The organism is Stenotrophomonas maltophilia complex sp. Om-AH-Sm3 (assembly GCF_059337855.1).
The window spans coordinates 56759-69963 of record NZ_JBYBLQ010000007.1 but is presented as its reverse complement, the minus strand read 5'-3'; the positions used below and the strand labels follow the sequence as shown (position 1 = coordinate 69963).

Below are 13205 nucleotides of genomic sequence, written 5' to 3'. Positions count from 1 at the left end.
CGGGTGGCTTTTTCGTTGCAGGGGCGACGACTCAGTGCGTGGTCGTGGCCGGGTTGCCCGCGTCCTGGGTCAGCAGTCGATTGACGTCCTGCAGTTCGGCCACGTCCAGCGCACCCAGCGACTGGCTCAGCAGCAGGCGGTTCTGCAGGAAGGTGTAGCGGGCCTGGGCATAGTCCAGCTGCGCCGAGAACAGGATGCGCTGGTTCTGGATCACATCCAGCACGGTACGGGTACCGACTTCCAGGCCGACCTGCGAAGCGTCGTACGCGCTCTGCGCCGAGACCACCGCCAGGCGGCGCGCTTCCACCTCGCTGATGCCCTGCACCAGGGTCTGGTAGGCATTGCGGGTATTGCGATCCAGGGCACGCTTCTGCTGCTCGTAGCCGTCCTGGGCGATGTCACGCTGCGCCAGCGCCTGGCGCACGCCGGACTGGGTGGCACCACCGGAGAAGATCGGCACGCTCAAGGTCAGGCCGATGCTGTTGGTGCGCGCATCCGGCGACAGCGATCCGGCACCGGTGCTGTCGCCCCAGGTGGCGCTCTTGCCCCAGCTGCCGCCCAGCGACAGGGTCGGGTAATGACCACCACGGGCAGCCTGCACGCCGGCTTCGGCGGCACTGACCTTCAGCTCCTGCGCCTTCAGCGCCGGATTCTGGGTGGTGGCCTGCTGCACCAGCTCGTCAATGTTGCCGCGGTTGGCCGGCACTTCCGGGCGGAAGTCCGTCGGCAGGCCACGCAGGTTGGTCACCGGCTGGCCGGTCAGTTCGGTCAGGGCCTGGTAGTTATCGGCCAGGGTGTTCTGCGCAATGATGGTGTTGGCGCGCGCCTGGTCGTACTGGGCGCGTGCTTCGTGCACGTCGGTGATCGGCGCCAGGCCCACTTCCAGGCGCTTGTCGGCGAAGTCGAACTGCTTCTTCGCGGCCGCTTCATTGGTCTGTGCGGCGTTCAGCGATTCGATCGCCACCAGCACGTTGAAGTAGGCCGCCGAGGTGCGCACGATCAGGTTGTCGTTGGCCGATTCGAGGGTGAAGTCCGCCGCCTTGCTCAGCTCACGCTGCGAGCGCAGGTTGTTGATCTGGGTCCAGTTGAACAGCGTCTGGCTGCCGTCGATCGTGTAGGTGCGGCGCTTGTTGGTGAACGAGCCGGAGTTGGCGTCGGCGTTCGGCTCGCTGCGCGTGCGGTTCAGCGCGGCCTGGCCGTTGATCTGCGGCAGCAGGGCGGCACGCGCCTGCACGGCGCCTTCCTTGTCGTACAGCCGGGTCGATTCGGCGGCCGACAGCTGCGGATCGCCGTTGCGGGCCATTTCGTAGACCTGCAGCAGGTCGGCGGCATGGGCGGACAACGGCAGCAGGGCAGTGGCCAGCGCAACAGCGAGGGATCGGCGGATCATTGCGGCTTCCTTGGACTCAGAGGTGGAACTGGGGGGCCGGGGCGGCACCACGCAGGTAATCGATATCGGTCTCGAACAGGGACTCGGAGCTGCCGTCGGCCTTGACCAGCAGGGCCTCCATCGCCGGCGAGCGGCCGTGGATCACGAACAGGCGGCCACCCGGACGCAGCCACGAGGCGAACTGTGACGGCACCACGTCGACCGCACCAGTGACACAGATCACGTCAAAGCGGCGTTCGGTCTGCCAGGACAGGGCATCGGCCACTTCCACGCGGACGTTGCTGCCCAGGCCGGAGGCGTCCAGGCGGGCACGCGCAGCGGCGGCCAGCTCCGGGTCGATTTCCAGGCTCAGCACATCGCGCGCCAGCGCGCCGATGCAGGCCGACAGGAAGCCGCTGCCCGTGCCGATTTCCAGTACTTCGTCACCCGGCTGCAGGTCCAGTGCCTGCAGGGTACGGCCCTCGATGACCGGCTTCATCATCTTCTGGCCGTGGCCGATCGGCAGTTCGACATCGGCGTAGGCCAGTGCCCGGTGTGCGTCGGCGACAAAGGCCTCGCGCGGCAGGCGGGCCAGGACGTCGAGCACCTTGATGTCCAGCACGTCCCAGGGACGGATCTGCTGTTCCACCATCAGTTCGCGGGCGTGGGCGTAATCAATCGTCATGAGGTTCAAATCCAGCGCAGTGGGCCGGCCATTTTACCGGTGCCGGAGGCCGGCGGCGCGCCCAGAGCATCAGCTGCCGGGGGCCGGGGTCGCAGTGCCGGAAGTCATCGCGACCTCCGGTTCGTTCAGTTTTGGTTATTCAGCCGGTCCGGCCCCTCGCGGCGCGTAGGCGCGCAGGAAGAAGTCGATGCTGGCGGTCACGTGGGCAAGAGGGTCGCATTCCACGGGTGACAGTGGCATGCCGCACATCATATGCATGTGCACTTCGCCCTTGACCAGGGTCAGGAACTGCTCGCCGGCCAGAGCACAGTCGGGGATATCCAGTTCGCCGCGCTCGGCGCGGGCGCGCAGGAAATCGGCCAGCGCCTCGCAGGTACGCTCGGGGCCGGCTTTCCAGAACAGCGCGCGCAGGCGTTCGTCGGTCTCCGGCGCCATCATCATGCGCTGGATCGAGATCGCCGCGTCGGAGGTGATCAGTTCAAAGAAGGCCAGACCGATGCCGATCAGCTGGTCGCGCAGCGGGCCGTCCGCGTCGGCTACGAACAACGCGTCGGGCAGCATTTCAATGCACTTTGACTGCACCGCCTCGGAGAACAGCGTTTCCTTGTCGCCGAAGTGGCTGTACACAGTCAGCTTCGAGACGCCGGCCTGGGCGGCGATGGTGTCCATGCTCACGCCGGTATACCCCTGTTCGATGAACAGTACCTTGGCTGCTTCAAGGATCGCCGCGCGCTTGCCCAGATCCTTGGGGCGCCCGGGTCCGGCGGCCTTGGCAGCAGGCTTGGCCGACGGCTTGCGGGAAGTGGAAGAACTCATCGCAACAATACTAGACCAAGCGGTTCGATATTTATACTATACCGGCCGGTTTATTAAATTGGGCCGGCAGTCGCGGCTCCCCCTTGTTGCAACCCTGTGTTTTCAGGACGTTGACCGATGAAGATCGTGCGCTGGATGGGCGGTATGGTGTGGGTGGCTGCGCTGGCAGCCTGTTCGGGACAGGAACAGGCGCCGCAGGCGGCCGTGCCGGTACTGGTGGTTCACCCCGGCGAACAGGCCGGACAGGCGCCGGCGGCATTCCCGGGCACGGTGCGTGCCCGCCAGGAAAGCCCGCTGTCGTTCCGCGTCGGCGGCAACCTGGTCAAGCGCCACGTCGATGCCGGCCAGCGGGTGAAGAAGGGCGACGTGCTGGCCGAACTGGACGTGGCTGACTTCGCGCTGCAGGCCCGTGCCTCACAGGCGCAGCTGGCTGCGGCCGAGGCCGACCTGGTGCGTGCCCGCGATGACCTCAAGCGCTACCAGGTGCTGGCCGACCAGCAACTGGTCAGCCGCTCGCAGCTGGACCAGCAGTCCGCGGCGTTCAAGGCCGCGCAGGGCCAGGCCAATGCGGCCCGCGCCAACCTCGATGTGCTGCGCAACCAGGCTGACTACGCGCAGCTGCGCGCGCCGGCCGATGGCGTGATCGCCAGCCGCGAGGCCGAAGCCGGGCAGGTGGTGTCCGCCGGCCAGACCATCTTCAACCTGGCCGCCGATGGCGGCCGCGAAGTGCTGATCGACCTGCCTGAAGCCACCATCCGCGACTACGCGGTCGGCCAGCCGGTCGAGGTGGAACTGTGGAACCGCCCGGGCCAGCGCCTGCCCGGTACGATCCGCGAGATCGCCGCCGCCGCCGATCCGCAGGCACGCACCTATGCCACCCGCGTCAGCCTGGCCGCCGATGCGCTGGCCGATGTCGAACTGGGCCAGAGCGCGCGCGTCTACAGCAGCGCCGGTCGCCACGGTACCCTGCAGCTGCCGCTGGGCGCGCTGCAGCGCGGTGCCAACGGTGCCGCCAGCGTGTGGGTGGTCGATCCGGCCAACAGCACGCTGAAGGCCGCCTCGGTCACCACCGGTGCGTTTGGCAGCGAGACCGTGCCGGTGCTGTCCGGCGTGAACGCGGGTGACTGGGTGGTTGCCGCCGGTGGCCACCTGCTGCGAGCGGGCCAGCCGGTGATCGCCGTGGACCGGCAGAACCGCCCGGTGCTGAAGCCGGCCACGCCGGCCGCTGCCGCCAAGGCCAGGGAGTAAGCCGGTGCGCCGCTTCAATCTTTCCGAGTGGGCGTTGTCCAATCGCCCGCTGGTGCTGTTCGCGATGCTGGCCTTCGCGCTGATCGGCGCGTGGTCGTACAAGCACCTGGGCCAGTCCGAGGATCCACCATTCACCTTCAAGGCGATGGTGGTGCGCACGCTGTGGCCGGGCGCCACCGCCGAGCAGGTCTCGCGCCAGGTGACCGAGCCGATCGAGAAGGCGCTGATGAACACCGGCGAGTACGAGTTCATCCGCTCCTATTCGCGCCCCGGCGAATCGCAGGTCATCTTCATGGCCCGCGATAGCCTGCGTTCCAGGCAGATCCCGGACCTGTGGTACCAGGTGCGCAAGCGCGTGGGCGACATCCGTGCGACGCTGCCGCGCGAGATCGTCGGCCCGTTCTTCAACGATGAGTTCGGCGACACCTACGGCAACATCTACGCCTTGACCGGCAAGGGCTTCGACTACGCGGTGATGCGCGACTACGCCGACCGCATCCAGCTGGAACTGCAGCGCGTGCCCGATGTCGGCAAGATCGACCTGGTCGGCCTGCAGGACGAGAAGGTCTGGATCGAGCTGTCCAACACCCGCCTGGCCACGCTGGGTGTGTCGATGCAGCAGGTACAGCAGGCGCTGGCCGACCAGAATGCGGTCACCGGCACCAGCTTCTTCGAGACCGCCACCGATCGCGTGCAGCTGCGCGTGACCGGCCAGTTCAACGACATCGAAGCAATCCGCCAGTTCCCGATCCGTGCTGGCGACCGCACCGTGCACCTGGGTGACATCGCCGAGGTCAAGCGCGGCTTCGCCGATCCGGCGTCGCCGAAGATGCGCTTCATGGGCGAAGAGGCGATCGGCCTGGCGGTGGCGATGAAGGATGGCGGTGACATCCTCAAGCTCGGTGCCAACCTTGATGCCGAGTTCCAACGGCTGCAGAAGACCCTGCCGGCCGGCATGCAGCTGCGCAAGGTGTCCGACCAGCCGCAATCGGTGGAAGAGTCGGTCGGCGAGTTCGTGCAGGTGCTGACCGAGGCGGTGGTGATCGTGCTGCTGGTCAGCTTCTTCTCGCTGGGCCTGCGCACCGGCCTGGTGGTGGGCGTCACCATTCCGCTGGTGCTGGCGATGACCTTCTTCGTCATGCACTACTTCGACATCGGCCTGCACAAGATCTCGCTGGGCGCGCTGGTGCTGGCGCTGGGCCTGCTGGTGGACGATGCGATCATCGCGGTGGAGATGATGGCCACCAAGATGGAGCAGGGCTACGACCGCCTGCGCGCGGCCAGTTTCGCTTGGGAATCGACTGCGTTCCCGATGCTGACCGGTACGTTGATCACCGCAGCCGGCTTCCTGCCGATCGCCACGGCGGCATCGAGCACCGGTGAATATACGCGTTCGCTGTTCCAGGTGGTGACCATCGCGCTGGTGGTGTCGTGGATCGCGGCCGTACTGTTCATTCCCTACCTGGGTGACAAGATGCTGCCGGACCTGTTCAATCCGCAGCCGCCCAAGCCGGGCAGCCTGTCCGCGCGCTGGCATGCCAAGCGCCAGCAGTGGGCCGACCGCTACCCGGCGCTGGCCAACCTGATTGCGCCGCCGCAGCATGGGCACGACCATGATCCGTACCAGCGCCCGTTCTATCGCAGCTTCCGCCGCTTCCTCGATACCTGCCTGCGCCATCGCTGGTGGGTGATCGCCGCGACCATCGCCCTGTTCGTGTTCTCGCTGATGATGTTCCGCTTCGTGCCCCAGCAGTTCTTCCCGGACTCGACCCGGCCGGAGCTGATGGTGGACATCGAGCTGGCCGAGGGCGCCTCGCTGCGCTCGACCCAGGCCCAGGCCGAGAAGCTGGAAAAGCTGCTGTCCCGCCGCGAGGGCATTGCCAACTACGTGTCCTATGTGGGCACCGGTTCGCCGCGCTTCTATCTGCCGCTGGACCAGCAGCTGCCGGCGACCAACTTCGCCCAGTTCGTGGTGTTGGCCAAGGACATCAAGGCGCGCGAGAGCACCCGCGACTGGCTGCTGCACGAGGTGATCCCGAAGTTCCCGGACGTGCAGATGCGCGTGACCCGCCTGGAGAACGGACCGCCGGTCGGCTATCCGGTGCAGATGCGCATCTCCGGCGAGCACATCGAGAAGGTGCAGGCGATCGCGCGCCAGGTCGAGGCCAAGGTGCGGGAGAACCCGCACGTGATGAACGTCAACCTGGACTGGAGCGAGCCGAGCAAGGTGGTGCGCCTGGTGGTCGACCAGGAGCGCGCCCGTGCGCTGGGCGTTAGCAGCGCCCAGGTCAGCCAGTTCCTGTCCAGTTCGTTGGCCGGGCAGTCGGTGAGCGTGTATCGCGAAGGCAATCGCCAGATCGAGATGCTGCTGCGCGGGCCGGCCGATGAGCGCAACCAGCTGGAGCTGCTGTCCAGCCTGTCGATGCCCACCGCCAACGGTGGCAGCATCACGCTGTCGCAGGTGGCGACGATGGAGTACGGCTTCGAGGACGGCATCATCTGGCACCGCAACCGGTTGCCGACGGTGACCGTGCGCGCCGACATCAGTGATGGCATGCAGGCGCTGGACGTGGTTCATCAGATCCTGCCCACACTGGATGGCATCCGTGCCGAGCTGCCCAGTGGTTACCTGCTGGAAACCGGCGGTACCGTGGAGGATTCGGCGCGTGGCCAGAACTCGATCAAGGCCGGCATGCCGCTGTTCCTGGTGGTGGTGGCCACGCTGCTGATGCTGCAGCTGCGCAGCTTCTCGCGTGCAGCGATGGTGCTGGTGACCGCGCCGCTGGGCATCATCGGCGCGACCCTGTTCCTGCTGCTGTTCCGGGCGCCGTTCGGCTTCGTCGCGCTGCTGGGCACGATCGCACTGGCCGGCATGATCATGCGCAACTCGGTGATCCTGATCGACCAGATCCAGCAGGACATCGATGCCGGGCATGACCGCTGGCATTCGATCATCGATGCCACGGTGCGCCGCTTCCGCCCGATCGTGCTGACCGCGCTGGCGGCGGTGCTGGCGATGATTCCGCTGTCGCGCAGCGCGTTCTACGGCTCGATGGCGATCTCGATCATGGGCGGCCTGATCGTCGGTACGGTGCTGACGCTGGTGTTCCTGCCGGCGCTGTATGCGGCGTGGTTCCGGGTGAAGCCGGACGAATCCGGGGCGTAACGCCGACCGGGGTCGGATCCCTTTTCCTCCGGGAAAAGGGTCTGGCCCCACCCATGCCGGTTGGTCCCTTCCCAGGTGGGGGCCAACCTTGGTTGGCACGGATGCCCCATCCACGCATGGCGTGGATCTACTGCAGCTGCAGGCCGGCCCTCAAGACCGGCAGCAGCCATTCGATGAACACCTGAACACGCTGCGCGCGGTGTTGCCGATGCGGTTGCAACAGCGTCACCGGCAAGGGCTGCGCCACGTGCTGTGGCATCACCTCCACCAACGCGCCGGATTGCAGTTCGGCCTGCACGTCGTAGCGCGGAATCTGCAGCAACCCCAACCCCGCCACACAGCACGCAATCGATGCCTCGGCGCTGTTCACCCGCACCCAGCCGGGCATCGGCAGCGTGCGCAGTTGGCCGCCGTCCTGCCACTCCCACGGTTCCACCCGTGCCGTGGTCGGCGACGCGTAGTTCACCGCGCGGTGCTGCGGCAGGTCGGCAGGATGCTGCGGCATGCCGTGTTCGCGCAGGTAAGCGGGCGCGGCGACGTTGACGAAGTCGAGCTGGCCCAGCGTGCGCGCCACCAGGCTGGAATCGCCCAGTTGACCGACCCGCAGCACCGCATCGCAACCATCCTCGATCAGGTTTACCGCGCGGTCGGTCATGCCCAGGTCCACTTCCACCTGCGGATACTGCGCGAAGAATTCGGGCAGCGCTGGTGCGATGATGCGGCGGCCGATGCGGCTGGGCACGTCGATCTTCAGCAGACCGACCGGTTGCGCATCGTCTTGACGGAACAGCGATTCGGCGTCCTCGACCTCGGCGATCAGGCGCAGGCAGCGGGCATGGAACACGTCGCCATCATGGGTGGTGGACACCCGGCGGGTCGAGCGCTGCAGCAGGCGGGTGCCAAGACGCTGTTCGAGCTCGGCCACCGCCGCCGAAACGGTCGAGCGGGGCAGGCCGAGCTGGTCGGCGGCGCGGGTGAAGCTGGCGCACTCCACGACCCGGGTGAAGATGCGGAAGCGATCGATCCGGTCCATTGTTCGCTGGCTCTGGAAAGTTAAGTCAATGTGGCGGGCTTTATCCGCTTTTTCTGCACGATATCGTCGTCAGGGCAGGGTTGCCACCCCGGGTAGCCCCCTCCCGAGACCGAAGCCATGACCGAGCATTCCCTCAAGGGCAAGACCGTGCTGATCGCCGGTGGCGCCAAGAACCTGGGCGGCCTGATCGCCCGCGACTTCGCCGCACAGGGCGCCAAAGCCATCGTCATCCACTACAACAGTGCCGCTACCCAGGCCGATGCAGAAGCGACTGTAGCCGCAGTGCAGGCCGCCGGCAGCAAGGCGGTGGCCCTGCAGGGCGACCTGACCTCGGCGGCAGCGATGGAGCGCTTGTTCGCCGATGCCGTGGCCGCAGTCGGCCGTCCCGACATCGCCATCAATACGGTCGGCAAGGTATTGAAGAAACCGCTGCTGGACATCAGCGAAGCGGAGTACGACGAGATGAGCGCGGTCAACGCCAAGGCGGCGTTCTTCTTCCTCAAGGAAGCCGGCCGCCACGTCAACGACGGTGGTCGCATCTGCACCCTGGTCACCTCATTGCTGGGTGCCTACACGCCGTTCTATTCCAGCTACGCCGGTACCAAGGCGCCAGTCGAGCACTTCACCCGCGCGGCGTCGAAGGAGTTCGGTGAGCGCGGCATCTCGGTGACTGCGATCGGGCCCGGCCCGATGGACACGCCGTTCTTCTACCCGGCCGAGAGTGCCGATGCGCAGGCGTACCACAAGACCGCGGCCGCGCTCTCGGCGTTCACCCGCACCGGGCTGACCGACATCGCCGATATCGTGCCGTGGATCCGCTTCCTGGTCACCGATGGCTGGTGGATGACGGGGCAGACCATCCTGGTCAATGGTGGGTACACCACCAAATAATGCAGCCACGCCTGGCGTGGCTGCCTGCTACCTGTAGAGTCGAGCCATGCTCGACTGCTGTTGCATGAGCCGAGCATGGCTCGGCTCTACAGGTGTTGCCCGATGGGTCAGCGCAGCTTGGCGAGCACGGCGTCGGTGGCAGCGGCGGTACTCACCGCCTGGCCCTTGGCGGCCAGATCGGCGGTGAACACGCCATCTTCCAGCACGGCGTGCACTGCAGCTTCCACCGCCGCAGCCTCGGCTTCCAGCCCCAGCGAATGGCGCAGCAGCATCGCGGCGCTGAAGATCGTCGCGTACGGATTGGCGATGCCCTTGCCGGCGATGTCCGGGGCCGAACCGTGGATCGGTTCGTAGATGCCGACCGCACCCGGCTCACCCAGCGAGGCCGACGGCAGTAGGCCGAGTGAGCCGGCCAGCATCGAGGCTTCGTCGGTGAGGATGTCGCCGAACATGTTCTCGGTGACGATCACGTCGTACTCGCGCGGCTTGGCCAGCAGGTGCATGGCCATCGAATCGACCAGCTGGTGCTCCAGCGCCACCTCCGGGAACTCCTCGCGGCCGATGCGTGCGGCCACGTCACGCCACAGGCGCGAGGTCTCCAGCACGTTGGCCTTGTCCACCGAGGTGACCTTGCCGCGACGCTGCTGCGCCAGGCGGAAGGCACTGCGCAGCACGCGTTCGATCTCGGCCACGGTGTAGCGGCACAGGTCGCTGGCGCTGTCGGCGTCGCGGGTCTTGTCGCCGAAGTAGATGCCACCGGTCAGCTCGCGCACCACCACGAAGTCCACGCCCTGCAGCAGCTCGGCCTTGATCGGCGAGGCGTGCAGCGCGGCTTCATGGGTACGCACCGGGCGCAGGTTGGCATACAGGCCCAGTGCCTTGCGGATTGCCAGCAGGCCCTGTTCCGGACGCACCTTGGCGTTCGGGTCGGACCACTTCGGGCCGCCGACCGCGCCCAGCAGCACCGCGTTGGCGGCCTGGCAGGCTTCCAGGGTCGACGCCGGCAGCGGTTCACCGTGGCGGTCGATGGCAACGCCACCGATGTCGTGCTCGCTGAAGGTGAAGGTGTGGTTGAAGCGCTCGGCGACGGCCTTCAGGACGGCCACTGCCGCGGCGGCCACTTCCGGGCCGATGCCATCACCGGGCAGGACAACAATTTCAGCGTGCATGCTCACTCTCGTAACGTTCGATTTCAGGGACACGGCCCAACAGATACCCCAACTGGTCGACGCCTTCCAGCAGGCAGGTCTGCGAGAAGCCATCCAGCGGGAAGGAATAGACGCGGCCATCGGGCGTGCGCAGTTCGCGCGCAGCCACGTCGATGGTCAGCGCATCGTCCGGGCGCTGCATCAGCGCCTGCACGTCGGCCTCGTCCAGCACGATCGGCAGCAGGCCGTTCTTCAGCGAGTTGCCGCGGAAAATATCTGCGATCTCGCTGCTGACGATGGCACGCAGGCCCAGGTCGGTCAGTGCCCACGGCGCATGCTCGCGCGAGGAACCGCAGCCGAAGTTGCGGCCCGCCAGCAGGATGCTGCGGCCGGCGTTGTGCGGCTGGTTGAAGGCGAAGTCAGCCACCGGCGAACCGTCGGCCTGCCAGCGCCAGTCATTGAAGGCGTTGCGGCCCAGGCCGGCACGTTCGGTGGTGGACAGGAACCGCGCCGGGATGATCTGGTCGGTGTCGATGTTGGTCTGGCGCAGCACCACACTGGCCGAGGTCAGGGTACGGAAACCGGCCATCACGCCACCTCCTGTGCGAACAGTTCGCGGGTATCGGCAACGTGCCCGTTCACAGCGGCCCACGCCGCGCTCATCGGCGACGCCAGCAGCGTGCGCGAACCGGGGCCCTGGCGGCCTTCGAAATTGCGGTTGCTGGTGCTCACGGCCAGCTGGCCGGGTGCGACCAGATCGCCGTTCATGGCGATGCACATCGAGCAGCCCGGCTCGCGCCACTCGGCACCGGCCGCGCGCACGATTTCGTGGATGCCTTCGGCCTCCGCCTCGCGCTTGACGATCTCCGAGCCCGGCACCACCAGCATGCGCACGCGGTCAGCGACGCGGCGGCCGCGCAGGACCTGCGCGACTTCGCGCATGTCGCTCAGGCGGCCATTGGTGCACGAACCGACGAACACCACGTCCACCGGCGTACCGGCCAGCGCCTTGCCCGCCTGGAAGTGCATGTAGTCCAGGCCCTTCTGTGCGGCGGCATCGTTGGCCGCCGGAATCGGCGCGTCCACTGCGATGGCCGTGCCCGGATGGGTGCCCCAGGTCAGGGTCGGGCGGATGTCGGCGGCGTGGATGTGCACTTCGCTGTCGAAGCGTGCGCCGTCATCGCTGCGCAGCTGCTGCCAGCGCGCCACGGCAGCGTCGAAGTCGGCGCCCTTGGGGCCGCGCGGCGTGCGGGCGACGAAGTCGAAGGTGACCTGGTCCGGCGCCACCATGCCGGCACGCGCGCCGGCTTCGATCGACATGTTGCACAGGGTCATGCGCTGTTCCATGTCCATCGCTTCGATGGTGCTGCCACGGAACTCGATGACGTGGCCGGTGCCACCGTTGACGCCGATCACGCCGATGATGTGCAGCACCACGTCCTTGGCACCGACGCCTGGCGCCAATGGGCCATCAACGGTGATGGCGAAGGTCTTGGCCTTGCGCTGCAGCAGGCACTGCGTGGCCAGCACGTGGCCGACTTCGCTGGTGCCGATGCCGAAGGCCAGCGAACCGAACGCACCATGGGTGGAGGTGTGACTGTCGCCGCAGACGATGGTCATGCCCGGCTGGGTGAAGCCCTGTTCCGGCGCGATCACGTGGACGATGCCGCGGTTGTCCGAGGCCATGTCGAACAGCTCGATGCCATGCTCGGCGCAGTTGCGCGCCAGCGTGGCGACCTGTGCCTCGGAGGCGGCGCTGGCATAGGGCAGCGTGCCGTCAGCGGCGGCCGGCAGGGTCGGCGTGGAGTGGTCCATCGTCGCCTTGGTGCGGTCCGGGCGGCGCGGCGACAAGCCGCGCTCGCGCAGCTCGGTGAACGCCTGCGGCGAGGTCACCTCGTGGATCAGGTGCAGGTCGATGTACAGCACGGCGGGCGCGCTGTCGGATTCGGGAACCACCACGTGGGCGTCCCACAGTTTGTCGTACAGGGTGCGGGGTGCGGAAGTCATGCGTATGCCTGGCAGAAGTACGAAATAGCGAACATCAGTAAAGAAAGCGGAACGGTCAAGTCAGCGACGGCGGGCGAGCACGCGCAGCCGCACGTAGTCCGCCAGCGCCTGGCCGGCGGCATTGCGCGGCAGCTCGGCCAGCAGCGCGGTGGCGGCCTCGCGCACCGTAGCGCGTGCCTCGGCTGGCAGGTCGTCCAGCAGCGGCGCGGCGAAGACGCGCAGCCAGCCGGCCACGCCGGTCGGCAATGCTGTTGGGCGCGGCGTGCACTCGATCAGCTGCACCTGGAAGCCATGCTGGCGCAGGCGGTCGGCGTAGGCATCGGCCGTCGGGAAGTACCACTGGAAGGCGCTGGCGCCATGGCCGTGCGCCACGCGTGCGGCCTGCACGGCCGCGATGATCGTGGCCACGTTGCCATGGCCGCCGAACTCGGCGACGAAGCGGCCACCGGGGCGCAGCGCGCGGCGTACGCCTTCCAGCACGCGGTCCGGGGTGCCCATCCAATGCAGTGCCGCGTTGCTGAACACTGCATCGAACTCGCTGTCGAACGACAGTGCGTGGCCGTCCATCACCTGGGCATCGACACCGCGCGCGCGGGCGGCGATCACCAGTTCCGGCGAGGCATCCACGCCGTGGATGCGTGCGCCGCTCAGGGCCAGTTCGGTGCTGAGCACGCCATCGCCACAGCCCAGGTCGAGGATGCGCTCACCGGCGCGCGGGTCGAGCAGGCGCGAGACCGCGCCGCCGAGCAGCGGGACGAAGCCGGCGTCGATCGCATAGTCCTGGGCGTTCCACTGCTGGCCAGCGGCGCTGGCCGGGGTGAAGGTGTCGAAGGCGCTCATGG

At 67.4% G+C, this 13205-nt stretch carries 11 protein-coding genes; 3 read left to right on the top strand and 8 right to left on the bottom strand.

Annotated features, from left to right (window positions below):
- Positions 1-31: 31 nt before the first annotated feature.
- The 3 genes from AC10QF_RS10575 to AC10QF_RS10565 all read right to left on the bottom strand — a co-directional run bounded on the left by AC10QF_RS10575 (position 32) and on the right by AC10QF_RS10565 (position 2870).
- Complete coding sequence (locus tag AC10QF_RS10575; RefSeq protein ID WP_049416692.1) at positions 32-1390, bottom strand: TolC family outer membrane protein; 1359 nt, start codon at positions 1388-1390, stop codon at positions 32-34.
- A 16-nt stretch (positions 1391-1406) separates the two neighbouring features.
- Positions 1407-2054: a protein-L-isoaspartate O-methyltransferase family protein gene (locus AC10QF_RS10570; protein WP_049416694.1), complete on the bottom strand. Its 648-nt coding sequence runs from the start codon at positions 2052-2054 to the stop codon at positions 1407-1409.
- Between the two features lie 135 nt (positions 2055-2189).
- On the bottom strand, positions 2190-2870 hold the full coding sequence (locus AC10QF_RS10565) for a TetR/AcrR family transcriptional regulator (protein WP_494542153.1): 681 nt from the start codon (positions 2868-2870) through the stop codon (positions 2190-2192).
- 117 nt (positions 2871-2987) lie between these two features.
- Here AC10QF_RS10565 and AC10QF_RS10560 point away from each other — a divergent pair, with 117 nt between their 5' ends.
- Positions 2988-4118, top strand: coding sequence for an efflux RND transporter periplasmic adaptor subunit (locus AC10QF_RS10560; protein WP_019662050.1), 1131 nt, complete (start codon positions 2988-2990; stop codon positions 4116-4118).
- A gap of 4 nt (positions 4119-4122) precedes the next feature.
- Positions 4123-7284, top strand: coding sequence for an efflux RND transporter permease subunit (locus AC10QF_RS10555; protein WP_019662049.1), 3162 nt, complete (start codon positions 4123-4125; stop codon positions 7282-7284).
- Positions 7285-7411: 127 nt separating this feature from the next.
- Here the strand turns inward: AC10QF_RS10555 and AC10QF_RS10550 are convergent, their stop codons facing one another.
- On the bottom strand, positions 7412-8317 hold the full coding sequence (locus AC10QF_RS10550; RefSeq protein WP_021202147.1) for a LysR family transcriptional regulator: 906 nt from the start codon (positions 8315-8317) through the stop codon (positions 7412-7414).
- Between the two features lie 117 nt (positions 8318-8434).
- Here AC10QF_RS10550 and AC10QF_RS10545 point away from each other — a divergent pair, with 117 nt between their 5' ends.
- Positions 8435-9208 (top strand): SDR family oxidoreductase, encoded by a 774-nt coding sequence (locus tag AC10QF_RS10545; RefSeq protein ID WP_019662047.1) that lies wholly within the window; start codon positions 8435-8437, stop codon positions 9206-9208.
- 107 nt (positions 9209-9315) lie between these two features.
- Here AC10QF_RS10545 and leuB read toward each other — a convergent pair whose 3' ends face one another.
- Genes leuB through AC10QF_RS10525 form a run of 4 tightly spaced genes read right to left on the bottom strand, consistent with a single transcriptional unit; the run spans position 9316 to position 13203 of the window.
- The gene (leuB, locus tag AC10QF_RS10540; RefSeq protein WP_494542152.1) at positions 9316-10377 is read right to left on the bottom strand and encodes a 3-isopropylmalate dehydrogenase; all 1062 of its coding nucleotides are present in this window, start codon (positions 10375-10377) and stop codon (positions 9316-9318) included.
- A complete protein-coding gene (leuD, locus tag AC10QF_RS10535; RefSeq protein ID WP_099483929.1) occupies positions 10367-10945 on the bottom strand; it encodes a 3-isopropylmalate dehydratase small subunit in 579 nt (192 codons plus the stop codon). Before leuD ends, leuB begins: the two co-directional genes overlap by 11 nt.
- Positions 10945-12363 carry a 3-isopropylmalate dehydratase large subunit gene (gene leuC / locus AC10QF_RS10530; RefSeq protein WP_049413322.1) on the bottom strand — a complete coding sequence of 473 codons (1419 nt, stop codon included), beginning with the start codon at positions 12361-12363 and terminating at the stop codon, positions 10945-10947. The genes leuD and leuC overlap by 1 nt, the downstream gene beginning before the upstream one ends.
- Positions 12364-12423: 60 nt before the next feature.
- Complete coding sequence (locus tag AC10QF_RS10525; RefSeq protein ID WP_057503969.1) at positions 12424-13203, bottom strand: class I SAM-dependent methyltransferase; 780 nt, start codon at positions 13201-13203, stop codon at positions 12424-12426.
- Positions 13204-13205: the final 2 nt, after the last annotated feature.